The sequence below is a fragment of the Ignavibacteriales bacterium genome, from assembly GCA_020635255.1.
GTDB lineage: Bacteria > Bacteroidota > Ignavibacteria > Tepidaquicellales > Tepidaquicellaceae > JAEYVS01.
The window spans coordinates 69,727-94,638 of record JACKAC010000003.1 but is presented as its reverse complement, the minus strand read 5'-3'; the positions used below and the strand labels follow the sequence as shown (position 1 = coordinate 94,638).

The following is a 24,912-nucleotide window of genomic DNA, read 5'->3' as shown; positions in this document are numbered from 1 at the left end:
ATTCATTAAGCCGGCTGTGTTTGTGCGGTTAGACCCTTAATTTTAAATGACAGCGAAACTGCAAACACACCATAGACTAGGAGGAAAGCCCCTATTAACATTGTAAGTGATACCGCACCCAGAAGCGGATTTAAGATCAATAAAATCCCGAAGATCGTCGAGATAACCCCGCTTAAAAGAAAGAGCCACTTTCCGCTCGCTGATACCGTGAAGAAACTTATTACCTGGGAGATACCCATAAAGATAGCCCAAACTCCGACAAAAAGTATGAATATGGCTATAGACATTAATGGATATGATATTACTATTACTCCAAGTATTATATCAAGAATGCCTTCGAAAAGCCACCATCCCCAGTTTTGATTTACTGATTTGTGAGCAAATGCGGCAAAGATCATAAAGAACCCGGTAAAGATAACAAGGAAACCGAAGTAATACGCTAATGCTACTGCGCCCATTCCAGGTGCAAAAAAGATCATTAATCCAAAAATTATAGCCAGAACACCTTTGATGGTTAATGCCCACCAATTCTTGTATAGTGATGTGTTCATAGACGGGAGAATTTGATTAATAAAACAGGTTATTTGTGAGATGACTAACTAAAATAACCATTTTAATTTAAAAATGCACAGGATAGCGGTTATACCCTGTGCATTTTAATCTTGGCAGGCAGACTAAACTATTTTATCAACATCATTTTACTTGTTATAACATTTCCATTCGATTGTAATCTTACGAAATACACTCCGCTCGAAAGACTGCTTCCGTTAAATGTCGTCGCATAGGTCCCGCTTGAAAGAGTTTCGCTCACCAGCGTTTCTATTTCTTTCCCTAGTGAATCGAATACTTTTAGCGAAGTGAATCCCTTTTGCGGTATGGAAAATTCTATTTTAGTCGATGGATTGAATGGGTTCGGATAGTTCTGTTTAAGATCAAATCCCTCCGGTGCTGATGAGTTTATATTTATGATTCCCGAGGTAACACCGGTTATCATTCTGAGTGACCTCGTATTAAAATCGGACACGTATAGCGTATCACCTGTGGTTGTTACTGCGATCCCGTTTGGACCGCTGAATGTCGCGCTTGAGACCGGACCATTCACTTGACCTGCCCCGCCCGTTCCGGCAAAGGTTACCGTGTCTCCGTTCATCGATGTTCGGAATATCTTATTCACCTGGAGAGCAGTGGTGTATATATAACCGTTTGCGACAACCATAAATCCAAGCGTTCCCGGTAGATCCGCTATCTGGTTAAATGTACCCGCCGAATCCACACGGAATATCTTGCCGTCCGTAAAATTCGCTACGAGTAGGTTTCCATCAGTATCTCTATCCATGTCGACAGGTCCGTTCATTCCGCTCCCTGTATAAAGTATGCTGTAGCTCCCGCTAATGTTTGCCCTGTATATCCTGTTTAGCTGGTAACTGCATATCAACATACTCGTATCACTTTCAAAATAAACCGTCGTCGGATATTGTATCGAGGTGATGAATGTATCTACGACACCGCCCGGCGATATCCTGTCTATCCTTCCGGCATTTACATTGTTAGGCACATATAGATAGCCGTCCGGTCCAAAAGCTGTTCCGTTCGGAGTGCTCAGCCCGCTTGCGAAGATACTTGTCATCCCCGCGGGTGTTATCTTTGTTATTGTTGTCCCGACGTAGCGTGAAGCGTATATGTTCCCGTCGCCGTCCAGCGTGAGACAGTCATCGAATGTCGATGGACCCGGCACGAGCGTGCTGACTGTCTGTGAATACGAAATTTGAAAGGTGCAAAAAAGTACTCCGAAGACTGTAATAATTGTCTTTTTCATTTGAGGGCGTTTTAGTTAAAAAAAAAGAGGGCTCGTTGAGCCCTCAAATAAAAATAGTGTTTTTTCCCGTAATATTAAATAGTGTTGAAAGCCCCTGAAAATATATGCTCATTTTACCAGTATCATCTTTTTTGTTTCCGAATACCCATCTGCTTTTAGGCTGTAAAAATAAACACCGCTCGGAAGTCCCTCTGAGGTATATGTTACTTTATAGTTACCCGGGCGGACGGTTTCTTCTACGAGTGTTTTCATTTCCTGTCCGTTTGTGTTGTATATTTTTAAGCTTACATTAGATTTTACAGGAATAGAAAATACGATTTCCGTCGAAGGGTTAAATGGATTTGGATAATTCTGTCGCAGAGAAAATCTTTCGGGTATGGAGGAGTTGATCGTATTTATACCTACACCCGATAGTATAAGCATTCTTATCTTTTGGTTAAACGTGTCCCCAATAAAGATCGTATCACCCGTAATACTCGCTGCTATACCATTGGGTCTGTTAAATTGCGCGCTTAAAGCCGGTCCGTCTAAATATCCCGTCTGTCCCGTTCCGGCAACTGTGCTCGTATCGCCTTGGGGGGTTACTTTGTATATTTTATTATTACCTAACCCCGCTACATATATGCTACCCTTTGCGAATGTAATGTACCCGATACCGGTTCCCGGAAAAGTAACAAAGTGTGATACAACGCCAGTACTGCTGATCTTATTTATCGCCGAGTTATTAAAATTCGCCAGGTATAGATTGCCTTCATCATCGAATGCAAATCCATCCGGACCGTTGATCAATCCTGAAGATGTAAAAAATGTAGTTGAGCTATCCGATAGATTGACCTTACTAACCGAGTTGGAATTATAGTTTGCTAGATAGAGGAAACCTTTACTCGTATCCATTATTATTCCTGTCGGACCCGAAAAACCCGTTGCAAATGCAGGCGTATATATATTATCCGGTGTTAGCTTTCCTATCGTCCCCGGGTTAAATGCGGAAACATAATAATTACCCTGACTATCGAAGCCGCCTCCCTCCGGAAGGGATATACTGATAATAACAGTCGAGAATAACCCATCCATGGTTATGCGCACTACCTTTGCCAGTTGGGGCATGGGTGTATAGATACTGCCGTCCGGGGCTACAGCGAGCGCCTCCGGCCTCCCGCCGAGATTACCGACGAGAGTCTCTACTACCTGTCCGGTTGATGTCTGGGCGGCAGACATCATCATGACTAGCAGTAAACAAAGTTTAATTTTGTGTCTCATTTTTCTTTAAGTTATTGTATAATTGTGGAACCTTCTTTTCCGTGATTTCTCTAAAGTCCCTTGTATTTTGTTTGCCCTTTTCTGTTGATACCAGATCAAAATAACTGTCCATTATTGAAGTGTGACTTTCAACGTGATCAAAAAAAGCTTCATCCATGCCATACTTAAAATATGTACCTGAGATCATTACCGACATCGTCAGCGATGCAGTGTTCTGATCGACGTTATCTTTCACTTCCCCGAGTCTCTTAGCTTCATTAAATAACTTTGCTACCTCTTCGAGGAACGTGAAGGCATATGGCTGACCTCCTCGCTTCTTATAATGATTTGCAATTTCCATCCGCAATCTGTAAAAATTTCGGATCTTTGCCTTGCTTGAAAACTCAGGTACATTTCCATATACAAGGATCTTGATCTTTGTTAGCGGGCTTTCTTTCAGGTTTAATATCTGGGGAAGAAGGAGCTCAGCTGACCTGTCATAGTATTCTATAATATCATCGAGAATTGCCGCCTTGTCTTTGAAATGCCAGTATATAGCCCCCTTTGTTACTCCGGCTTTTACTGCTATCCTATTGAGGGTTGTGTTATCGTAACCCTGTTCTATAAAGAGAGCAAGCGCAGTCTTTTGCAGTTTTAGCTTCGTCTCTTTTGCTTCCTCTTTTGTACGCTTCAATTGTATTTATTATTGCATTATACATACCGTCGGTATGTAAAGTTACAAAAAATTCTCCCAAATGCAAATAAAAAAATCCCCGCTTCTTTCTAAGACGGGGATTTTATAAACATTTGAATCATCTTTAATTCGTGCCCAGCCATGCATTTCTTAGCTTCAATTGCTGGGGAGTTGGGTTTTCCACCGGGGTTAATTGATTGTTTGCCGGACGTTCCGTCTTTATCATAGTGGCGGAGAGAGTAACCTTTTTACCGTCCCTCATTACTACCATTTCAGTCTTATCACCTTCTTTAAAGGTAGTGAACAGGTCTTCAAAAAATTGCTGTATGCCCTGCTCCGGTATTACGTCGCCATTTATACTATATACTTCGTCGCCCTGTTTATATCCCATTGCCTTTCCAAACTCATCCATATTGGAAATATCGGCTACCACCAGGCGTTTGGTCTGCGGGTTAAATCCGAACTGAACGTGACCAAGAGTAAAATCTTTCCTTGTCCCTTTCTCTTTGTAATCTATACCGACCTCTGCCATTACTTCTTTGAGTGGAAGCGGGGATGAGCCTGCAACATATGTGTTTAAGAAATCGCCGATCTCAGGATATGTTAGCTCTACTATAGTTCCGAATAGCTCTTCATCTTTAAAAGGCCTGTCTTTACCATACCTCTTCGAAAGATCTTTCATCATATCTGCAAGGTTATATTTACCGTCGGAGAGCTGAAGCAGTTTTATATCAAGTAGCATACCGATTATTGCGCCCTTTTCATATACGTTGAGATATTGATCCTTGTATTGGTCGAGGCTTCCTTTACTCATTACTGTGAAAGGAAGGTTGTCATCGTATTGTGTTAGCATACTACCAATCTTTTCGCTCATTGAGTTAAAAAACTCTTCTTGCGATTTTATACCGTATTTTACCTGTACATGATGAGCAAAGTATTCTATTACACCCTCATACATCCACAGATGCTCGGACATCTTCGGTTCATTAAAATCAAAATATTGTATCTCTTCCGAATGAATACTGAGCGGTGTAACAATATGAAAGAACTCATGCGCGGATATTCTCAGCATGTTTGAAATAATATTCTCCTGTCCCGCGTCCGGCATATAATAAACGGACGAATAAGAATGTTCAAGCGCGCCGAAAGCAAATGCGCCAAGTTCATGATTTGCTTCATCATTTTCATCATAGTCGCTCAGATCCTGGAAGTATAATATGAATGCGTACTTATCCACAGGAAGTGTACCGCCGAGATACTCCTTTTGCGCTTCCAATACTTTTCTGAAATTCTCAGCCATATATTTGGACTGGACGGAGCCGGTTGGCGAATATACCGAAACAAGCACGTTTGCGCCTCCTACTTCCATCACTGTCGTATCGGGACGAGTGTACATTATAGGGGAATCGACCAGCCTGTTATAGCTTTCTGTGATGAATACATCCGTGTTGTTGTCATTGCTGGCGGGTATCATACCCGTTGCTCCGTAAAACCCTTCCGGGTGCTTTATCTCTACTACGTATTCTTTGTCCTTCATATCCTGCAGGTATCCGAAAAATCCGTGAGTGTTTACAAGATAAACCTTGCCTTCTTCGATGTCGGTACCGCCCATTTTAAATATAGGGTCTTCCTTTATATCCGTATCATATGTGTCATCTACTGTGTATGTGATCTTGTATAGACTTTGTGCGTTGTCTATCCTCCAACCGTTCGTTTCTATCTTCTCTACGGGCAGTTCACCTCCGTCCTTTGCAAATGCTTTCACATCGCTTATGAATCTGCCGAAATCCGCTATTCTGTATGTGCCGGGGATAACCTTTGGAAAATAAAATACGATCGATTCACTGCTTACTGTAGGAGTAATAGCCTCGACGAATGCCTGGTCATTTTTGATATTGTTCAGGTCGAGAAAGAAGTGATAGCTTTCATCCTGCTGAATTTCCTGGGCATGTAGACTGCCCATAGAAATACATAAGAAAAGAATAATTAATAATTTACGCATAAGACGATTGGTTTCTTTAAGGTATAAGAATGATACGGCTTTATGAAGTGATTAGTTACGAAATGAAAAAGGGCTTCACTCCGAAGCCCTTTAAACTCGGGAGAGTTTTCTATATATCCATGTCCCATATCTTTTCGCCTGTGTTCCAGTCAAAACATAATATTCCTTTTCCTTTAAGCTTGAATATGAACATATTACCGCCTCTGTCTCCTTTTAAATTACCCTTCATAAAGAACATCTTACCGAACGGATTCTCATCCTCGTCGAGCTTTAGCTCTTCGAATAGTTCGTCATTTGCAGTCGATTTAGTCCACTTGATATTTCCTTCACTATCCACCCTCGACAGGAGTCTGTCTGCGGTTTTACCTATCTGGTCCTGGTATATTATCACAGCTCCATCATCATCGTAATAAAGCACCTCGCCTTCCAGGTAAACCTTATCCGGTGTAAGAGGCGTTGCGGTGGATTCATAATGTTGCAGTATATAGTTACCGTTCTCTATAAGGCTTTCAGGTATGTGTGAGCTGAATATTTTTCCTGCCGGACCGGTTATCTTATATAGTTTTTTTCGCTCTGATGAACCCGATTCGGTTACCAGTGTATATATTGATGCATCTCCCTGTGTGTTCTTCTCTGCGTATGTGTTATAGTCTGAAATACTTTTAAATGAGGTATCCTTGTTTACCAGGTACACCAGCTCGAGTCCGTCCTTTGTTTTAAGACTAAGCCTGTATGGGCGGTCATCCACCCGCAATTGTGTTATACCTGCCTTGTATTGAGGATGTTTATTGATGAATCCCTTCGTGTCCATTATTACGTCACCGCTTGCGGCATCATACACGTTTATCAACGGCTCATTATTACTGTTGTTGTCGCTAACTATCCATACATTTCCATTATCGCTAAACATGGTCGGGGTCGGCGGTATCCCATCGTAGTCTGTAGTAAATTTCTTTAAAACGGTCTTTGTTTTCGGATCGTATATAAATGTCTCCGTCCTGCAAAACGCGCATTCCTGTCCGACCGATTTATAGCCCGGGCTTTCCGTTTCCTGTATATATTTAAATGAAGGATCTGTTTGTATCCATAGGTAACCTTTCCCATCCTTACCCTCCGCGTATGTGAGATCGAGCAGTGTACCCCCGATGTCATTCGGGAATAACATTGGCCATATAAAAAGGTATCCAAGTAATATTACCCCGCCCAGCAGTACAAGTAACCCTATAATTGAAAAACATCCTATCTTACTGCAGCCGCTTCCGCGCGGTGTCGTGCCGGACGTTCCGGAGGAGGTAGGTACATATGGTCTGGGTGTGCTGGGAGTTATGGAATTGTAAGATTCGCTCATACTTGATTTTGTTTTTATAAATTAAACAAAAATACGTGCCAATCAAAAGAAACTTTATTGCAAATGTTATCAGGGGTTCTCTATCAAAATACACATAATAAATAAGATAAAAATCCTATTGTGCTGGTTATTTTATGGTATGTTCCGCCTTTTTTACCGAATGGAAGTATGAATAACATCATCAGCGAGAGCAGGGCAAATATAAATCCTCGTGAGCTTAAATCAATGAAAAACAATAGAAAAAACACATTTATTATGAGCAATGAATATATCACCTGGTGGGTTCGCCTTGAGATGGAGATTGCATTAAAATTTAATCCCCACCCGATCGAGTAGTTCAATATATACAGCACCAGTCCTGAGTATAGTAAAACGCTCCCCATCAATCTTTAAGTGAATTTCCCCATTTGTTCTTGAATGCAAGATCCTCCGGTGCCTTCCTCTGTGCTGACTTCCAATCTATCGTCGGACGCTTGATTCCCTCTTCCTTATATCCCATCCTGAATACCGCTGCCAGTTCATGATCACCCGGTACGTTCAGCATCTCCGATATCTCTTTCCATTTCTCCGGTATCTCCCCCGGCGTGGACACGAATTGCATTCCCATCCCAATGTCCGTCGTAACCAGCCACAGATTTTGTATCACCGCGCCCATGGATATCGTCGAGTAAAATCCCGACAGCGCTCCCGGTATGTACTCCTCCTTGTTCAGTAATATCACGAATAGTATCGGCGACGACGCAACAAGCTCCTCTTCATCCTTGCCCAGTATCTTCGGTATCTTTAGCTTTGCCATCAATTTCCCGCCTTTCTCGCTCATTATTTGCTTTGCGAAGGGCTTCAGCATCTTTGGGAAGTGGTCTATGTGTATCCCGTCCTTAGAGTTTTCTATTTCCTCTTTCGTGATCCTGAAATACTTCTCGTACTTTTTCCAGAATGTCCCTTCCTCCATTAACTGCACCATGCTGTTGCCCGCTATCTTTCCGATTCGTGAGATAGTGTCCTCGTCCTCGATAACAATAAATCTCCACGGTTGCGAATTAAAATGGCTCGGCGCAAACGACGCCATCCGGATGAGAAGCTCGATATGCTCCGGTGATACTTTCTTATCGGCGAACTTCGTATTCGTCGTCCGCCTGTTTAATATTGCTTCCTGTAATTCCATATTATTTTATTCTGTAATGTCCTGCTACTTCCCACGCATCCAGCACGTCCTCTTCCGCCACGTACCCTGGACTTGGGAAATTATGTATTATGTATATCCTTCCGTTGACGATCTTATCCGAGACTATTCCGATATGATCATGCGTTCCGTCCTGGTTTAGATCCCACACCACTATGTCTCCCGGCTGGTAATCCTCACTATTATAAGTTGCAGGAAGTTCATCCCAGTTCTTTCCCAGCCATACCTCTAAATTCGGTACGCGCCGGTGGTCTATATTGGGATCGGGTTTCTTTGCGTTCCACTTCTTCATCGGGTAGTCCGACCAGCTTGCCCTTATGTCCTTGTTCAATGCCTCCTGCAGGTCCACGACGCTTCCCTTTCTCAATGCTCTTATCACCACGTCCGTGCATACGCCTATCTTCGGATCGATATCACCACCCGGAAAGACCTTCCCGCCTACATACTCCCCCTCCTCATTATACTCTGTCGTATAATATCCCATGGTCATATCATACTCCGCTCTCTCTTCGAGAACTTTCTTCGCTCCTTCGAGCACTTTCCTCTGATTCTCAGAAAGCTCACCGCCATATATCGTATCACCCTTCTGCTCAATACTGTCTTTTACCAGGGGTGGAGCGTTATCCTTGTTACCACAGGATAGCGATACTATCATCAAAATTACCAGCATACTTGTTCGCATAGTTATCTTTATATGAACTAACTTACATTAATAGCGGGAGTATAGAAACAAAAAAAGCCGGAACCATTGCATCAGTTCCGGCTTTGCATAGATCCTCCTTTACAAATCCTACTTCACAAGCATCATCTTTTTCGTCTCGACGAAATCGCCTGCCTTGATCGTGTAGAAATATATTCCTGAATTCAGTCCCGCTCCGTCGAACGTTACCTCGTATGTTCCCGGTTGCAGGTTCTCATTTACCAGCTTGGTTACTTCCTGCCCAAGAGTATTATATACTTTTAGAGTTACAAAATCTGCCTTTGAAATATCGAACTTGATCTTTGATGAGGGGTTGAACGGGTTAGGATAGTTCTGTGAAAGTGAGTACCGCTCGGGAGTATTCGAAGAAACTGGTGTAATTCCCAATGAAAAGTCACTTCTGTAAATATTTCCAGTGTTTCCAACAGCCCATTGATAGTATAATCCACCTCCATTTGGATCATCGGTTATTATTGCCAACACTACTCCCATTGCCAAAAACTGTGCTCCTGTTACGGTTGTATCTGTTATCCACGAAGTTCCGCCGAAGTTCGAGCTGTAAATGCTTTCACCCTGTCTTACAAACCAGAACTTATTTTCTGCTCCTGTCATTCCCAAAACATTTCCTGTTCCCGGTGATGACTGTGTGCTCCAGTTGTTCCCGCTGTTTGTGGTTCGCATTAATCCGGTTCCACCTGAAAGACCTACTCCGTTGTCAAAATTTACAAAGAGTGAATAACTGTTTGCCTCAGGTGTGGTTTGGGCAGACCAGGAAAGTCCTTCGTTGGTTGTTCGATATACCCGGCTGTTATTTGTACCAAAGAAAAATTCATTGTTACCGTTAAACGATCCTGAGTTATTCCAACCTGCTTCACTTCCTGCTTGTTGCAAATATAGTCCGCCTGAATCCCATGTCACACCATAATCGGTTGTCTTCCACAGTGACCATCTGCCTCCCACCGGGTCACCCTCCATAAATCCTTTCCCCGTCAGAGGGTTTATGTTTATAACATTCATAAATCCTCCCGTCTGCGAAAATACCTGGGTCCAGTTTGCTCCCGAGTTTGATGTTCGATAAACAAATGTTCCTGTCCCGTTTGATCCTGTTACCAGTGCTGTGAATTCACTTAAACTGCATATGTTATACAGATCTAGTGCTGCAAACAAACTGCTCCCGGCGCTATTCCAGGTACCACCATAGTTGTCGGAATGTAGTACAGTGCCGGCTGTACCGCAAGCCCATGCGCCGCCACCGGTTGTGGCGGATACCGAATACAGTGTTTGAGTAGTTCCGGATGTCTGTTTTACCCATTGTGCATTTGAAACAGACGCTATAATGCATGCAAGAAAAACCAATAGAATTGTCTTCATTTCTTCCTCGAAGTTTTATTAATAATGGAATTTTTTTAAGGGGAGCTATTCAAATGTAAAGCGAATTTTCACAAATGTAAAGTAAAAAAGCCGAAGCATTTCCTCAACGCTTCGGCTTTTAATGCATAAAATTCAATGTTTCTACTTCACAAGCATCATCTTTTTCGTCTCGACGAAATCGCCTGCCTTGATCGTGTAGAAATATATTCCTGAGTTTAGTCCCGCTCCGTCGAACGTTACCTCGTATGTTCCCGGTTGCAAGTTCTCATTTACCAGCTTGGTTACTTCCTGCCCAAGAGTATTATATACTTTTAGAGTTACAAAATCTGCCTTTGAAATATCGAACCTTATCTTCGATGTTGGATTGAATGGGTTCGGATAGTTCTGTGAAAGAGAATATCTTTCAGGTAAATTCGATGAAATAGGATCTACTGAAAGCAGTCCTTCCGACATATAGATACCTCCTGTAGCTCCTACTGCCCAGAGCCTGTTTCCTGATCTTGCAATTGCGAGATCGCTTAATGCTCCTGTTGCAGTATAATCGGTTGTCCATGTCGCACCATCATCGGTAGACTTATAGACATTGGTTCCTCTGATTGCCCAGAAGGTCGAAAGTGATGCGGCAATACCATTGATATTTCCCGATCCTGATATTGTTTGTGCTGACCAGTTTAAACCGCCGTTTGTTGTCTTCATACCATCGGTACCGCCGGCTAAACCTACTAAACCGCTAAAGAAAACTGAGTATGAGTTAGCCTGCGAGGTGGATTGTGCAGTCCATGTCAGTCCTCCGTTTACGGAACTATAAATTCTGCTGTTACTTGTACCAAACCAGATGCTGGTTCCGGTCATGTAAACTGAATTGTTCCAACCTGCTTCACTTCCTGCCTGAGGAAGATACATTCCGGTAGAATCCCAGCTTGTTCCTGAGTCAGTAGTTTTCCAGAGTGACCATCTTCCGCCAACAGGGTCGCCTTCCATAAATCCTGTACCGCCGGCACCGATCTCGATGACATTGATGAATCCGCCGGACTGAACAAATACCTGGTCCCATGTTGCGCCGCCATTGGTGGTTTTCCAAACGGTTGCACTTGCTCCTGAATTTGTTACAAGCGCGTTGCTCACGTCGATTGCGAAAACATTGTAAAGATCACCGGTAACAGGTGCTGCACTGACGTTTGTCCATGTTGCACCGCCATCGGTTGTTCTTACTACTGTTCCCGCGGCGCCGCATGCCCAGACTACATTATTGTCTACTGCAGAGACTGAGTATAGCAGGCTGGTAGTACCGGATGTTTGAGGAGTCCATTGTGCTCCTGCAGTCCCAAACGCAATTAATACGAATAAGACCGTCGTAAATAGTGTCTTCATTTTTTCCCTTTGTTTTAATTGTGTGAATACTGAATTATTAATCTAATAAATTATTACGATTTTGTTAAGGTAAAATCTTACAAATTTTTATAAATCAATAATTAAGTCGCAAATTCCGTACCATTTCCAAAATCTTTGATTTGAACCGGATTTTACGATTTTTGTATTTGTGATCTTTAATTTGTGTGTACTTAGTATGCATTATGTGTGACTAATTAGCCTCGGTTTTTTTCGGATACTCATGACTTTAATGTTCAATGCTCAATTATTATTTTACCGCATGGATTTTGACCAATATCTCACTTCTCTCGACGGGTGGTCGGCATATCACGGCTTTAAAAAAATGGACATTCAGCCCGGGCTGGATGTGGACAGGATGTTTTATAAGGAGTCCAGTGAAGCTAGCAAAATGGGTGTCGTTGACCGATTTCTTTATATTAAGAAAGTCCCGGATAATATAAATGCGGAATGGGCTAGGAAATTTTCTTCAGGACTTTTTGAATACTCACGTCAGTATAAACAAACCTTCGGACGCTTCTTCCGCTCTATGATGATAGTTAATCCCGTAATGGCAGTCGATACTATTTCGCGCGAACTCTATGATTTCATTATGTCCTACTGCCCCAAACAGTTCAAGGCAATGGAGTTTCCTGCTATACTTCAGCTTAGCACAAATGATCTTTATCTCTACCAGAAGACACCCTTTTGGGGAGCGCTTTATTATGACGGGATAAGGAAAAGTACCTCGGACTACTTTTCACCTAAAAGGTGGGAGCAGATATCTCAAAATCAAAAATAGTAATGAGTAAACTAACTGCCACAGCAGTTTTATTCATAGCGATACTTTCCTCAGGTAATTTATTTTGTCAATCCAAACTTTCGGATTTTTCATCTCAGAACTCATTTGGCGGTATTGGTTTAGGACCGAATATAGTAATTCATAATAGTCGAGCCGGTTCTAATGTTTTCGGATTCGGTTTTAGTGTTTATGGAGGGCATTCCTTCACCGATAATCTTTCCGCTAAGGCACAGTTCGGGTATACAACCTTCGTCGATGATTCAGATACCCAGATTCTTGACAGTCCTTCTTCGATTGATGCGCCGTCGGACCTGGATTTCACTGGGGGGAGCATGCATATGTTTTCAGCCGACCTTATATTAAGGCTTGGTATATCATCAAAACAAAGATTCAATCCATACCTGGCATTGGGTGTAGGAATGGCGTTTGAATCGCAGGATAATAGTTATGTAAATATGAGCGCAGGCGGTGGTATCAATTTTAATTTAAACTCATTAGGAACTTCCTTAAACCTCGAAGCGCTCTATAATTCGTCGGTTAATGGAAATTTTCCAATAAGATTATTTCTTGCTCAGACATTTTAATATTGGTTAGATGAACTTTAACGACTACCTTAATTCTCTCGATGGCTGGATGAAGTACTGGTCATTCGAGAAACAAACCATACAGCAGGGTCTTGAAGTGGACGCAATGTTTTACCGCGGACGCATCGAAGGTACTAAGTTCGGTAAAGTGGATACATACGCTTTTATAAAGCATGTGCCTGATAATATTAACGCGGAATGGGCGAGGACATATTCAAATAACCTTTTCGAATACGCGTCACGCGTGAGATCGGGACCTCCGCTCGGTTTCGGTGCTATGCTGATTGTTTATCCTCTTTTAGTGGTTGAGAATATCTCCAATGATCTCTACCAATGGTCGCAGAAATACTGTCCTAAACATTTTGCTGCCTCCGAGTTTCCCTCTATACTTTCTCTAACGACGCAGGATTTATATTACTATCCAAAGACTCCCATATGGGGAGCGCTTTACTACAGTGATTTTCGTAACCAGTCACAGCAGTGCTTCTCTCCAAAAAAATGGGCTGACATTTCCGCCCGCGCTCGCCAATAAAAAGACTTTGTTCCCCTCCGACGGTTACCGATTAATTTGTCGTGAAGCATAAATCATTCCCCTCCGACGGAGGGGCTAGGGGAGGGTTATAGCAGTCAGTGTTTAGATATTTAAAATAACACCTCCACGCGTTATAATTCTTTTCTCTGCGGTCTCTGTGTTCTCTGTGGTTAAAATTTCTTAATAAAAAAGCCCCGCGCTTTTCAGCGCAGAGCCCTGTGAATGCACATATAAGGGAATATAGAGACTCGTATTTCTTTTATCCCCCCTTTTATAAAGGGGGGTTAATCAAATTATCTTCCTGGAGGAGGTCCGCCGCCGGGAGGTCTGTTTCCGCCCGGTCCCTTACCGCCCGGTCCCATTCCGTTCGGTGGTCCCTGCCTGCCGGGAGGACCCTGGCGCATGCCGTCCGGAGGTCCGTCCTGATTCATTGGTCCCTTTGGACCTGCCTGCTTCATTGCGTCTATTATTATTTCATCGAATTTCGTCTTCTGCTCATCGGTACATATGGCTCTAAGCTGTTTAAAATGTTCGAATGTCGCCTTTTCTAACTCTGTTGTCTTTTGTCCGATTGTGCTCTCCAGTTGTTCGACCTTGCTCATGTCCGGGTTGTCGCTTTTTACCTGCGCGAAGAGCTCTTCTCGTGCGTCCTGCATTTCTTTTAAAAGACCATCTACAGTGGTCCTGTGTTGTTCTCGCAGGGTGTCGAACTGTTTCACCTGCTCTTCACTAAGCCCCAGCTCTTTTGCTAGGAAGTCACCCGGTCCTTTTTTGTTATCCGGTAGTCTCCCCGGATACTCATGCATCGGTCTTGGTTCCCTGTTCTTTTGGAACCATAGCGCGCCAAGACTCAGCACGTTCAATACGATCAGTATTATGATTACCCATGCCAGGAATTTATTTTTTGAGAATATGTCCATTGTTTTACGTTTATTGTTTAGTAATTGTAATAATCACCGCCTCCGAAATATTCATCGGCTACCTTCTCTATGTTCTCCTGCCTTGTTGTCTGCGCATCTATCTGGTCGCGCCTCTCTGTAGCTGTGTTATCACCGGACAATGTAAAATATACCGTCAGCGAATTTGCAACCAGCAATAGCGCGACAAATCCCATCGCCAGCTTCCGGCTAAAACCAAGGAATGCGGGTTCTGAGATATGTCCGCGCTTTTCAGATTCGATCTTTGTCATGAGACGCGTATAGAAGTATGGCTTTATTTCCTGTTTTTTCAGGCTTTCTGCCATCTCCAGCGTCTTGTCTATCCTGTCTTCTAAGTTCTTATTTTGTAGATTTTTATCCATTTTCTATCCTCATTTGGTTAGATGTTATTTCTAAAAAAAACTTGCGCTCCCCCAATATTGTCATTGCGAGCGAAACGAAGTGCAGCGCGGCAATCTCGTTCCCAAATTCCGATTTGGGAACGCATACTATTAATTCTCCTGGTCTCAATTACTCATCTCCCTCTCATAATACTTCTTCAAATACTTCCTCAAATTCGTCCTTGCCCGGTGAACCAGCGATTCCACAGATGGCTTACTCGTCTTCATCACGTCGCAGATCTCATCATAACTCAGCCCATCTACCTTTGCCAGCGTAAATGCGATCCTCTGGTTTTCGGGAAGCTTGTCGATCGCCTTAAACAGCGCCTCGCTCTGCTCCTTGTTATTCATGTCCGCGCCGGGATGGAAGTAGCTCACATCCTTCACTTCATCAGGATCCTGCTTCGAAGGTATCAGCGAGCCCCACCTCTTCTTCCGCTTCATCTTCCTCAGAAAATCCAGCGACTTTGTTGTGGTGATCCTGTACAGCCACGTTGATAATTTAGAGTCACCCCGGAAGTTCGCAACGCTCCTGTACACCTCCGCAAACACCTCCTGCGCGATGTCCTCTGCATCCTCCGCATTCCTGACAAAGCCCATTGCGGTATTATACACCAGGTTCTGGTATTCTTCTACCAGCTCCTTAAATGCTTCCTCGAACGAAGCGCCTGCTTCACCCGCCTGAAGTGTATTTATCAGTATGCCTTCTTCCAATATATTCCCTCTACTTAAATATATGACGCCCTTAAAAGTAATAACTTGCGCTGAGTATTTCCCCCGGCGACTAAATTTCGCTCACTCAGTTCCCCTCCGACGGAGGGGGTAGGGGAGGGTTATAGCAAGTAATAAATAACCAAATGTTTAATCCTGAAATGGTAAACTAATTCTCAGGATTTTTCTTTTCATTTTTATCCACCCAATTTAAGATCGTAAGAGCTACATTATTTGAATCTTTTATAACATCAGACTCAGTAAATCGTAGAAATTCGATACCGTATGACTCTAATTCTTTTTGGCGTTTTTTATCTCTGCTGATTTTCTCGGCATGTGACGAACCGTCTATCTCAATTGCCAGCATCAATTCTTTACAAAAGAAATCCAATACATAATTTGAAATGGGTACCTGTCTTCTGAATTTATATCCTTTAATTTGTTTCGTTCGGAGATACTTCCATAGTGAAGTTTCACCGGGCGTGGGATTATTTCTTAAATTACGTGAGAAGGTTTTTAACTTTGGATTATATGGGAGGATTTTCCTTCTCATTAGAAATAAAATAGTATTATTAAATATTGAATTCATTGCTAAAAGTAAATCATTTACTTAGCTAACCCTCCCCCTGCCCCTCCATCGGAGGCGAGCTCTTCCCTTAAATCCCTCCCACATTGTCATTCCCGCAATTTTGCCATTCCTTCTCTATTGCCATTGCGAGGAGCGCAGCGACGCGGCAACCGTCAGCTGGGCGAAGCCAATCTCGTTCCCAAATTCTCTACGAGCCGAGTCCTTGACCGATTTGGGAACGTAATCCCTTAAATCCCTCCCGTAAAATTTTTATATTTATAAAAAACATACATTATGCAAAAACGCCGCCTAGGTAGATCCGAACTCCATATCTCACCCTTTGTCCTCGGCACCAATGTTTTCGGACATACCGTAAATGAAAAAACCGGCTTCGAAATACTCGACGCATTCCGCGAATCCGGCTTTGAAACGATTGACACAGCTAACTCCTACACTATGTGGGCTCCCGGCAATAAGGGAGGCGAATCGGAAACAATAATTGGAAATTGGATGAAGGACCGTGGCGCGCGCAAAGAAATGATTATCGCGACAAAGGTTGGCTGGGAGATCACTGATGAAATTAAAGGACTTACACGCAAACAGATCATTACCGAGGTCGAAAATTCTCTCCGACGTCTCCGGACCGATTACATCGACCTGTACCAGTCGCACCGCGACGACCCCAATACTCCGCAGGAGGAAACGCTCTCCGCTTACGATGAACTCGTACAGCAGGGCAAGGTCCGCGTCATCGGTGCTTCTAACTATTCCGCTGACCGCCTCGCCGAAGCACTGGCTATATCCGCCGAAAAAGGTTACCCGCGCTACGAGTCGCTCCAGCCCCTGTATAATCTCTACGACCGTGAGGACTACGAAAAAAACCTCGAACAATTTTGCCTTAGTGAAGATCTCGGTGTGATTCCTTACTTCGCTATCGCGAGGGGATTCCTTACGGGGAAGTACCGCGGTGACGATGACGTAAGTAAGTCCCCGCGCGGGAATAACGTAAAAAATACATACTTCAATGACCGCGGGTGGCGCATACTCTCCGCTCTCGACGATATATCCGAGCAACACTTCGCGACCCCTGTGCAGATAGCTCTCGCGTGGCTCATTCACCGCCCGTCTATCACAGCCCCGATCTCCAGCGCCACAAGCCCTCAACAGCTCAAAGAGCTCCTCGGCTCTTCGGAGATCTCACTCACGGAAGACGACATAAAAAAACTGGACGAAGCCAGCGCAGTCTAGAACTAATTTCGGGTGACGGGCTGGCGTTCTAAACGGTTAAATTATCTCCACGCATCCAAAACCCGTCGGATTCATTTTCCCGAATCCCGCCCGGTACGCGAACTCCAGTATCTCCGGGTGTCCCTCGATCTCGAAGTCGAAGCTCCATCCCCTTACGCGTGTCTCGGCCCGCCGTCCCTCCTTCAGAATGGTCAGGCTCGGTCTCGGCTTGCTCACCGGCTTAAAGCTCCGTATGGTTCCCGTTCTCAGCATCCGCCTTTCCACCGAATAGACAGGCTCTCCCAGCGCGCTCTTCCACGCGGTAAACTTTTCCTCGATGTTCCGCTTCAGGTATTCAAGATAGTCCGGGTCATCAGGGCTCATGTACACTTCCTTAAATTTCCCCGTCAGCGCGCTCTTGCGGTAAATCTTTCGCGAAAGTACGATGGGTGAGATCGTTCTCAGCTTCAGCGCGCCTCCGATCCGCGGTTCCGGCATCGAATAAATGTTGCAGATAAGCCTCGCGTCCCCCAGCCTCAGTGTCCTGTCCTTATGATTTCCCCACAGCAGAATATCGAACAGCCTCTCGCTCACCATCGAGACCGTCATCCTCACGTGCTCCGAACCCACGGCCAGCATCTTCCGCCCGTTTATGTCCGCGGGCTTAATGTCATCCGCCCTCAGGCGTGAAAACGTAAAGAGTTTAAAGCTCTTGTACCCGTGTACCGCTCCGCGGTCCCTCAGCATCCGCGCGTACCCTCTATCCCGTCTCTGTATCCGCCTGTATATGGCATTCGACATCTGGTATTGGAAATTGATCGGTATCAGTATCTGCCCGGTATCATCCGCCGATCTCATCGCCATCTCAAATCTCATTTCTATTCTTTGTTTTCATTCTTTGTTTTCATCCGCTCTAATCCGTTTTTGTTTCCGGTCGATTTTTCCAGTGCCTCATCACGCGAGGCTCCCCACAAATTGTACGTAACATATTTACTCTTCCTCCGGCGTAGCGCCATAAAGGTTCGATCGTGTATGCGCCCACCAGTAGAATAAACCGGCGAGACAGCTCCTAAGAGAGGTTCGATCGTAAACAGCAAAGGTAATGCCTCTGCCTGCTAATATGGCTGTGCCATTCTAGTTCGATCGTGTGTACTGATTAGTGTCTTTGCGCAGTGCATGGTTTATCTTTTTTGTTTTAAAAACCGGTGTAAAGTTAGGGAGAGGGAGGGAGAAAATCAATAGGTGGTGATGAGAAATTCCGGGAAAGCGAGCGGGGATAGTATTATTAACAAATAACTGAGCGAGAGGAGATGCTTTCTTTTGGGGAGAAAAATAGAGAAAATCTAATTCGTTCAACTATTTAAGATTTTAATTATCATACAGGTACTTTCTCTATTTCCAAGTAAACTTGTAATAACAAACCAATTTTAATATATTGGGTTTTTATCTCCAAATCTTGAATATGGATAGAGATTTCCTTAAAGCTTTACTGCACAAGCTCCAGGTAGGTAATACAAGATCAATACATTTGAACTATATTCCCGGTCGTAGTGCTACAAAACTGGATGTATCGAATTTAGAGGATATATATCCTCACTTACCTAAAAACTTTATTGAAAAACTCTTATCAGAGCAAAACTTCGAATTTCGTTTTGGAATAGATTTAGAAAGAAAGGTATACGAATCAGATGAAGTTTTTGAAGAAAGATTTTCTAAACTAAACCAAATTAATAGAAGACTTACTTCCATATATTATGAAAACGAAGATGATTTTTCAGAGAAGGGCATTAAAACATTTGGATTTGGGTATCCGATTTTTGTTTTTAAACCAAGATCAGATGCAAGTAAATTAATCTGTGCACCTATCTTTATATGGAAACTGGATATATCAAGAGCAAGGAATGAATGGATAATTTACCGAAAAGAGGATAGTGGAATATTGTTAAACGAGATGTTGATTAATTATTTAGAAAGGGATTTAGACTCAACGGGTTTTATTTCGATAACAGAAGACCATCTTGAGGATAATCTTCTGGATTCCGAAGAGGTAGAATCTTTGACAAATGGTCTACTTCACAATGTCAACCCACAGGTAAATTACTTCACAACTCATTCAAAGATTGAAAGATTAGAGGCCAAGGACAAGATACGAGATTTACTCAATGAAAGATTAAATCCTTTTATAATAAATGGCGGTGTGTTCGGACTTTATAGATCACAAAAGGAAGCTATTATAGCAGATACTAAACGAATAATTAGGAATTTTGAACAGTATAAATTTGATACGATAGAAGTTACGCCATATCAAAGAAATCAATTTTCCTTCATAGAAACTGATCCCTCTCAAGAGACAGTATTAAAGGGGGTTAAGGATTCAAGCAAGATAGTAATAAACGGTCCTCCAGGGACTGGGAAAAGCCAGTCTTTGACTGCGATTATTGTTAATGCATTAGCAAATAAATCCAAAGTTTTAGTTGTTTGCGAAAAAAGAACGGCATTAGATGTGATTAAACGGAATCTGGAGTTAGAAGAATTATCCGATTTTTGTGCTGTGATTGAAGATGTCAGTCGAGACAGAAAAAATATTGTTAAGTCTGCTCGTGTGAGAACAAATACAGGTAATGCTATAGATCTAAACACATTTAATTCCTTAGTGGAAGATGCGACTGAGGACAGTAAGAAAATCAATTTGGGTCATACAATAATAAGGAAAAAACTTCTAAATGATAATAACTGGACTTCACTATCAGGTAGATTTATACGTCTTCAGAAAAAGTCCAATTTATACCAAAAAATGTATACCAAATTTAAAAATTGCGGACTAAACTTTGAAAGTGAAGACATTTCGACAATCTATAATAAGCTTATTATAAATATAAGGAGGAATGAAACTCTTTTCAAAATTGCAAAGACATATATAAATACATTTTCTTTTTTAAAAGACTCTATCTTTGAAAATAACTTTTCGGAAAGGAATAAAGTAGAATTGAATGATTATATCAAGAATTTCGTTGATATAACTTCAAATCTTAGGGTAAATGGACTCGATATTAAGATGCAATATAGCAAGAAATTGAGTTTGCATTACTCATCTTACTATGAAGAGCTACAAACAACAATAAATGAAATTGAGGAATTATATAATGAAAACATAAAAAGAAGTAAAAAGCTTTTTACAAGTTTAGGCAAACCGTCGAATTTACTTCTAGGCTTTCTAAATATTTTTTCCAGAAAATTCAAGATTGTCAAGAGAGATAAGGAAAGAATATTTGCCTTATATGATGATTTAAAGAGACAACTTAGTTTAAATTATTTTAATTTCAGAGTGAAGGAATTGAGTATTAATCTTGAAGAGATACTTCCCATCTTAGAAGATTGTAAGAAACGTTCATATGAATGGTTTAAACGAACTGAAGAAAGGGTCGTAGTAGAAACCGATGAATTGAATAGTAGTAATTTTAATAAGCTTTGTGATATTTCGAGGGAAACCGTTACTAACTTCGAAAGCAAAACTGACAAATTATTTTCGGAGGTTAATAATTCGCCATTTTTCAAATTTTCTTTTGAACTTCAAAATAACTTTAATTCCAGGATTAAGATTTTAGAAACTATTGAAGTAAGCTTAAACGAGATATTATCAAATTATGTAAATATTGCAGACTATACAGAGTGGAGAAAAGATTATTTAATGAATGATAGGAATATTTGTGAAATATTTGATTTTTTTATAGAAAAGGAAATAGATGACTGGGAGTTGGACTTTGAAACATGGTTCATTTATAATTTATTACTGGAAAACGAAGCTGATCATATAATAAGAAATAATAATATCCATGGCTCCTTTGAGAGTAAAAAATTAAATATTAGTAAATACCAAAAAGAGTTTATAAAGGATTATTGGTTTAACAAACAAATGAACTCAAGAAATAGATTTCAATTAACACATGGTGTGGGTCTACCGATGCTTTACAATTTAGCCAGAAATAATCTTTATGCGAAATTAAACTCCCTTAGAAAGATCATAAACACTGATTTTGAACTTTTTACGGATTTATTTCCCGTTATCTTAGTTAATCCAAATGTATGTAGTTCTCTTTTCGAAATGAAAGAAGGAATATTTGATCTAGTTATTTTCGATGAGGCAAGCCAGCTTAGGGTAGAGGATACATATTGTGCAAAACTAAGAGGTAAACACAAAGTAGTATCAGGTGATGCAAATCAAATGCCTCCGTCTGATACTTTCAAAATTTCAATTAAATTAGACGGTGATGGCTCGTTAGAGGAAGAAGCGGATGATGAAGAAGATGCAGATTTAAATTTTAATATGATTCCGCTATTAGCAAGAGCAGAATCGCTTCTTGACTTCGCGACTTCAAAAGCATATAAGGAAACATATCTTGATGTTCATTACAGATCAAAACACCCAGACCTAATAGAGTTTTCAAATGCAGCATTTTATGGATCAAGATTAAAGCCAGTTCCTCCTACTGAAAACTACAAAGCTATAAAATACTATCAAGTAAACGGTCTTTATGACTCTGAAAATGGTATTAATAAAGAAGAAGCTTTAAAAGTAATCAACCTAATTGATGAACTTACTCCTGAAAATGAGGATGATGAAATCAAAAGTATCGGAATTGCAACATTCAATATTCTCCAAAGGAATTATATATTAGACTTAATCGGCAAAAAATCTGAAGAGAGTACAACTTTCGCATCAAAAATTGCACGACTTAGGCAAATCAGAGGAGAGGAATTATTTGTAAAAAACCTTGAAAATATCCAAGGTGAACAGAGAGATATAATAATAATATCTACAACATTTGGAAAGAAACGAGATGGAAGTTTCACACAAAAATTTGGCCCGATAAATCAACAAAAAGGATTCAGGCTACTCAATGTGATTGTTACCAGAGCTAAGTATAATTTATTTGTATGTACATCTATTCCGGATGAAAAGGTTTCTCAATATCCGGAATTAATTTCTGATTTAGGAAATATTGGCAAAGGAGTTTTTTATGCTTATTTAGCGTATGCGAAAGCAATTGAGAATAATGACTTAGAAACCAAAAAATCAATATTAAATCTATTATGCCAAGGACTACATGACAATTTAACCGAAAATGAGAGATTAGAATCACCTTTTATAAGCGAGATTGCTGAAATGTTAGGTGAACACATTGGATCAGAAAGAGTTGTTACAAACTATTGGTTAGGAGGCTTCCGAATCGATATATTAATCAAATCAAAGGTAACAGGACTCCCCGTTGCAGTAATTGAATGTGATGGAAATAAAGAACCATCAACTAACGAAGCTTATGCATGGGATATTTTCAGACAGAATTTCTTAGAATTGTATGGGCTAAAGTTTATAAGAATTTGGTCGATCAATTGGTGGAATAATTATAAACAACAGATGGATAAACTTATTGAGTTTATAGATATGGCGGAGGATATTGAACCTACTAGAAAACCCGGATCTATTTTGGAAAGTTCTCCCCAGAATAAGATCCAGAATTAATTTACATTATGGACAATAATTACAAAGTTCCGGCCGGTACTCGCATCGGGCATGTCCATCTCAAGGTTGCGGATTTGCAGAGGGCGCTGGATTTTTATATTGGTCTGCTGGGGTTCGAGCTGACGACGACGTACGGGCATGAGGCGGCTTTTATTTCGGCGGGAGGGTATCATCACCACATCGGCCTGAACACATGGCTAAGCAAGGGCGCTCCACCGGCTCCGGCGCGAAGCGCGGGCTTATTTCATACCGCAATACTTTATCCGACACGTAAGGACCTGGCTGTCGTCGTTAAGAGGCTGATAGACGCGGGGTATCCGCTGAGCGGGGCTTCCGATCACGGTGTCTCGGAGGCGATATATCTGAATGATCCGGACCGCAACGGCGTCGAGCTTTATTGGGACCGCCCCAAGGAGGAGTGGCCTCATCAAGCAGACGGTTCGATAGATATGTACACACACCCGCTGGATATTAACAGCCTGCTTAGCGAGTTGGAGAAGTGATCATTTAACCCCCCTTAGTCCCCCCTTTGTAAAATGGGGAATAACAATTCGATTATTTTATTACGATCATTCTATTGCTGAAGGTCTCACCGCGGAGAGTGAGAGCCGTGAGGAAGTATGTTCCGGATGGAATATTGATGCGCACCTGCCCTGTGAGGAGGTCGTTCCCGGAGAAGCTGAGCACCTGTCTGCCGAGTACATCATAAATTTTAACGGAGCGGAGTCCTTCGGGATTTTCGAAGTTGAGTATGCCTCCCGTATGAAGGGGGTTGGGATGAAAGCTGAACGTGAAACGTGAAGTGCCGGTTGTGTTATTGTTAATGCCCGTGGTACCGCGGAAGATCCGGTCGAAATTCCGCGCGTATTCATATAGGGGATGGCAATTGACCTGCGCGTCCCAGTTAACAGACCAGTCCATCATTCCTTTGAGCCCGGGGTAAGTTCCGACAGCCGTGTAGTTGGCGGGTTTCGGTCCGGTTCCGAGGAGATATTTTATAGCAGAACGCACGGTATCGGGATTTATGTAGCCGCCGCCGGAAGCAGAGGAGCATGCGGGCAGTCCGACAATAACCTGCTGAGGCTGGAAGGGCGCGAAGAAACCTCCCTGCGTATTGAACCCCTGCAAAAGCGCCTCGGTCTGCGACAAAATAAAGTCCGCCGTACCCTGCGTGTACACATGACCATCTATACCGAACATGGACCCGCTATTATACAGCTGGACGTGAAGGTAAGCGATGGAGTCCCTGAGCGCGTGAAGGACAGGGAGATACGCGCCCCATATTCCTCCGTAAGATGACATACCGCCCTGCACGTAAGCAGTCTCGGGAGCGAAGCCGAGTATAAGCCTGCGCCCGTGCAGAGAGTAATATTCCTGCATTATTTTTTTGACGGCGTAGATGAGATGGATGATGCGCGCATCGACGGGGTTAGTAATAGTACCGCCCGTGACGGAGAGCGACCCGCCTTCTATATCGATGTCCATTCCGTCGAAGCCGTATGTGTTTATGATCGAGAGCATGGACGAGATGAATATGTTCCTCTGGTTAGTGTCGTTGAGTTCGATATTTGCAGTGGCGCCGCCGACGGAGATGAGAATTTTTTTTCCGAGGGACTGCATGGACTGCACATCGTTTATGAACTGCTGAACCGTTCCCACGTCGGGTGTGAATGTCATATTATAAGTAGAGCCGGGAGCGGGTACCGCGAAGGCTACGGGAATGATATTATAGCTGGTGTCGATATTCGGGAGAGGGATATAGGGTGACGCGGGGTCCTGCCAATTCTGCCAGTAGCCGATGAGCTTCGGGTCTGGATCTTGCGAGTAGGAGTCTGCGGAGATGAGCAGAATAACTGCGAGTATGATTCTTTTCATGATAATACAGCCGTTTAATTCATCAAATATAACGCACCGTATTTACTTTAACT

General features: G+C 42.4%; 24 protein-coding genes. 7 read left to right on the top strand and 17 right to left on the bottom strand.

The genetic code is table 11. The annotated features are described in order from the left end of the window. Nucleotides 1–5: 5 nt before the first annotated feature. The 6 genes from H6614_12925 to H6614_12900 all read right to left on the bottom strand — a co-directional run bounded on the left by H6614_12925 (nucleotide 6) and on the right by H6614_12900 (nucleotide 7,099). A complete protein-coding gene (locus H6614_12925) occupies nucleotides 6–551 on the bottom strand; it encodes an HdeD family acid-resistance protein (GenBank protein ID MCB9244571.1) in 546 nt (181 codons plus the stop codon). Nucleotides 552–679: 128 nt separating this feature from the next. Then, a complete protein-coding gene (locus H6614_12920; GenBank protein ID MCB9244570.1) occupies nucleotides 680–1,816 on the bottom strand; it encodes a T9SS type A sorting domain-containing protein in 1,137 nt (378 codons plus the stop codon). Between the two features lie 108 nt (nucleotides 1,817–1,924). After that, entirely contained in the window at nucleotides 1,925–3,076 is a 1,152-nt protein-coding gene (locus tag H6614_12915; GenBank protein MCB9244569.1) for an SMP-30/gluconolactonase/LRE family protein, read from the bottom strand. Beyond that, a complete protein-coding gene (locus H6614_12910) occupies nucleotides 3,060–3,749 on the bottom strand; it encodes a TetR family transcriptional regulator (GenBank protein MCB9244568.1) in 690 nt (229 codons plus the stop codon). The genes H6614_12915 and H6614_12910 overlap by 17 nt, the downstream gene beginning before the upstream one ends. A 124-nt stretch (nucleotides 3,750–3,873) precedes the next feature. After that, nucleotides 3,874–5,751, bottom strand: a complete 1,878-nt coding sequence (locus H6614_12905) for a peptidase M61 (protein ID MCB9244567.1) — start codon at nucleotides 5,749–5,751, stop codon at nucleotides 3,874–3,876. Nucleotides 5,752–5,860: 109 nt separating this feature from the next. After that, nucleotides 5,861–7,099: a hypothetical protein gene (locus H6614_12900; protein MCB9244566.1), complete on the bottom strand. Its 1,239-nt coding sequence runs from the start codon at nucleotides 7,097–7,099 to the stop codon at nucleotides 5,861–5,863. 168 nt (nucleotides 7,100–7,267) lie between these two features. Here H6614_12900 and H6614_12895 point away from each other — a divergent pair, with 168 nt between their 5' ends. Next, the gene (locus H6614_12895) at nucleotides 7,268–7,435 is read left to right on the top strand and encodes a hypothetical protein (protein ID MCB9244565.1); all 168 of its coding nucleotides are present in this window, start codon (nucleotides 7,268–7,270) and stop codon (nucleotides 7,433–7,435) included. 46 nt (nucleotides 7,436–7,481) lie between these two features. On the opposite strand, the gene H6614_12890 is transcribed toward H6614_12895, so the two are convergent. The 4 genes from H6614_12890 to H6614_12875 form a co-directional block, all read right to left on the bottom strand. Next, nucleotides 7,482–8,264 carry a nitroreductase family protein gene (locus tag H6614_12890; protein MCB9244564.1) on the bottom strand — a complete coding sequence of 261 codons (783 nt, stop codon included), beginning with the start codon at nucleotides 8,262–8,264 and terminating at the stop codon, nucleotides 7,482–7,484. Between the two features lies 1 nt (nucleotide 8,265). Then, nucleotides 8,266–8,952: a DUF1287 domain-containing protein gene (locus tag H6614_12885; GenBank protein ID MCB9244563.1), complete on the bottom strand. Its 687-nt coding sequence runs from the start codon at nucleotides 8,950–8,952 to the stop codon at nucleotides 8,266–8,268. A 120-nt stretch (nucleotides 8,953–9,072) separates the two neighbouring features. Next, a complete protein-coding gene (locus tag H6614_12880; protein ID MCB9244562.1) occupies nucleotides 9,073–10,353 on the bottom strand; it encodes a T9SS type A sorting domain-containing protein in 1,281 nt (426 codons plus the stop codon). A 141-nt stretch (nucleotides 10,354–10,494) separates the two neighbouring features. After that, the gene (locus H6614_12875) at nucleotides 10,495–11,724 is read right to left on the bottom strand and encodes a T9SS type A sorting domain-containing protein (protein ID MCB9244561.1); all 1,230 of its coding nucleotides are present in this window, start codon (nucleotides 11,722–11,724) and stop codon (nucleotides 10,495–10,497) included. A 280-nt stretch (nucleotides 11,725–12,004) separates the two neighbouring features. Here H6614_12875 and H6614_12870 point away from each other — a divergent pair, with 280 nt between their 5' ends. Genes H6614_12870 through H6614_12860 form a run of 3 tightly spaced genes read left to right on the top strand, consistent with a single transcriptional unit; the run spans nucleotide 12,005 to nucleotide 13,639 of the window. Then, a complete protein-coding gene (locus H6614_12870; protein ID MCB9244560.1) occupies nucleotides 12,005–12,523 on the top strand; it encodes a hypothetical protein in 519 nt (172 codons plus the stop codon). A gap of 2 nt (nucleotides 12,524–12,525) precedes the next feature. Beyond that, nucleotides 12,526–13,107, top strand: coding sequence for an outer membrane beta-barrel protein (locus tag H6614_12865; protein MCB9244559.1), 582 nt, complete (start codon nucleotides 12,526–12,528; stop codon nucleotides 13,105–13,107). 10 nt (nucleotides 13,108–13,117) lie between these two features. Then, a complete protein-coding gene (locus tag H6614_12860; protein MCB9244558.1) occupies nucleotides 13,118–13,639 on the top strand; it encodes a hypothetical protein in 522 nt (173 codons plus the stop codon). Nucleotides 13,640–13,932: 293 nt separating this feature from the next. On the opposite strand, the gene H6614_12855 is transcribed toward H6614_12860, so the two are convergent. The 4 genes from H6614_12855 to H6614_12840 form a co-directional block, all read right to left on the bottom strand. After that, nucleotides 13,933–14,559: a Spy/CpxP family protein refolding chaperone gene (locus H6614_12855; GenBank protein ID MCB9244557.1), complete on the bottom strand. Its 627-nt coding sequence runs from the start codon at nucleotides 14,557–14,559 to the stop codon at nucleotides 13,933–13,935. Nucleotides 14,560–14,576: 17 nt separating this feature from the next. Continuing rightward, a complete protein-coding gene (locus H6614_12850) occupies nucleotides 14,577–14,939 on the bottom strand; it encodes a hypothetical protein (protein ID MCB9244556.1) in 363 nt (120 codons plus the stop codon). 144 nt (nucleotides 14,940–15,083) lie between these two features. After that, the gene (locus H6614_12845; GenBank protein MCB9244555.1) at nucleotides 15,084–15,674 is read right to left on the bottom strand and encodes a sigma-70 family RNA polymerase sigma factor; all 591 of its coding nucleotides are present in this window, start codon (nucleotides 15,672–15,674) and stop codon (nucleotides 15,084–15,086) included. Nucleotides 15,675–15,837: 163 nt separating this feature from the next. Then, entirely contained in the window at nucleotides 15,838–16,221 is a 384-nt protein-coding gene (locus tag H6614_12840; GenBank protein ID MCB9244554.1) for an endonuclease domain-containing protein, read from the bottom strand. 309 nt (nucleotides 16,222–16,530) lie between these two features. Here H6614_12840 and H6614_12835 point away from each other — a divergent pair, with 309 nt between their 5' ends. Next, complete coding sequence (locus H6614_12835) at nucleotides 16,531–17,484, top strand: aldo/keto reductase (GenBank protein MCB9244553.1); 954 nt, start codon at nucleotides 16,531–16,533, stop codon at nucleotides 17,482–17,484. A gap of 36 nt (nucleotides 17,485–17,520) precedes the next feature. Here H6614_12835 and cas6 read toward each other — a convergent pair whose 3' ends face one another. Both cas6 and H6614_12825 read right to left on the bottom strand, forming a co-directional pair. Next, nucleotides 17,521–18,339, bottom strand: a complete 819-nt coding sequence (gene cas6, locus H6614_12830; protein MCB9244552.1) for a CRISPR-associated endoribonuclease Cas6 — start codon at nucleotides 18,337–18,339, stop codon at nucleotides 17,521–17,523. A 2-nt stretch (nucleotides 18,340–18,341) separates the two neighbouring features. Then, nucleotides 18,342–18,479 (bottom strand): hypothetical protein, encoded by a 138-nt coding sequence (locus tag H6614_12825; GenBank protein MCB9244551.1) that lies wholly within the window; start codon nucleotides 18,477–18,479, stop codon nucleotides 18,342–18,344. Between the two features lie 446 nt (nucleotides 18,480–18,925). On the opposite strand from H6614_12825, the gene H6614_12820 reads away from it, so the two are divergent. Both H6614_12820 and H6614_12815 read left to right on the top strand, forming a co-directional pair. Beyond that, complete coding sequence (locus H6614_12820) at nucleotides 18,926–22,984, top strand: hypothetical protein (protein ID MCB9244550.1); 4,059 nt, start codon at nucleotides 18,926–18,928, stop codon at nucleotides 22,982–22,984. Nucleotides 22,985–22,992: 8 nt separating this feature from the next. Then, nucleotides 22,993–23,487 (top strand): VOC family protein, encoded by a 495-nt coding sequence (locus H6614_12815; protein ID MCB9244549.1) that lies wholly within the window; start codon nucleotides 22,993–22,995, stop codon nucleotides 23,485–23,487. A 52-nt stretch (nucleotides 23,488–23,539) separates the two neighbouring features. Here the strand turns inward: H6614_12815 and H6614_12810 are convergent, their stop codons facing one another. Then, nucleotides 23,540–24,859: a T9SS type A sorting domain-containing protein gene (locus H6614_12810; GenBank protein ID MCB9244548.1), complete on the bottom strand. Its 1,320-nt coding sequence runs from the start codon at nucleotides 24,857–24,859 to the stop codon at nucleotides 23,540–23,542. Nucleotides 24,860–24,912: the final 53 nt, after the last annotated feature.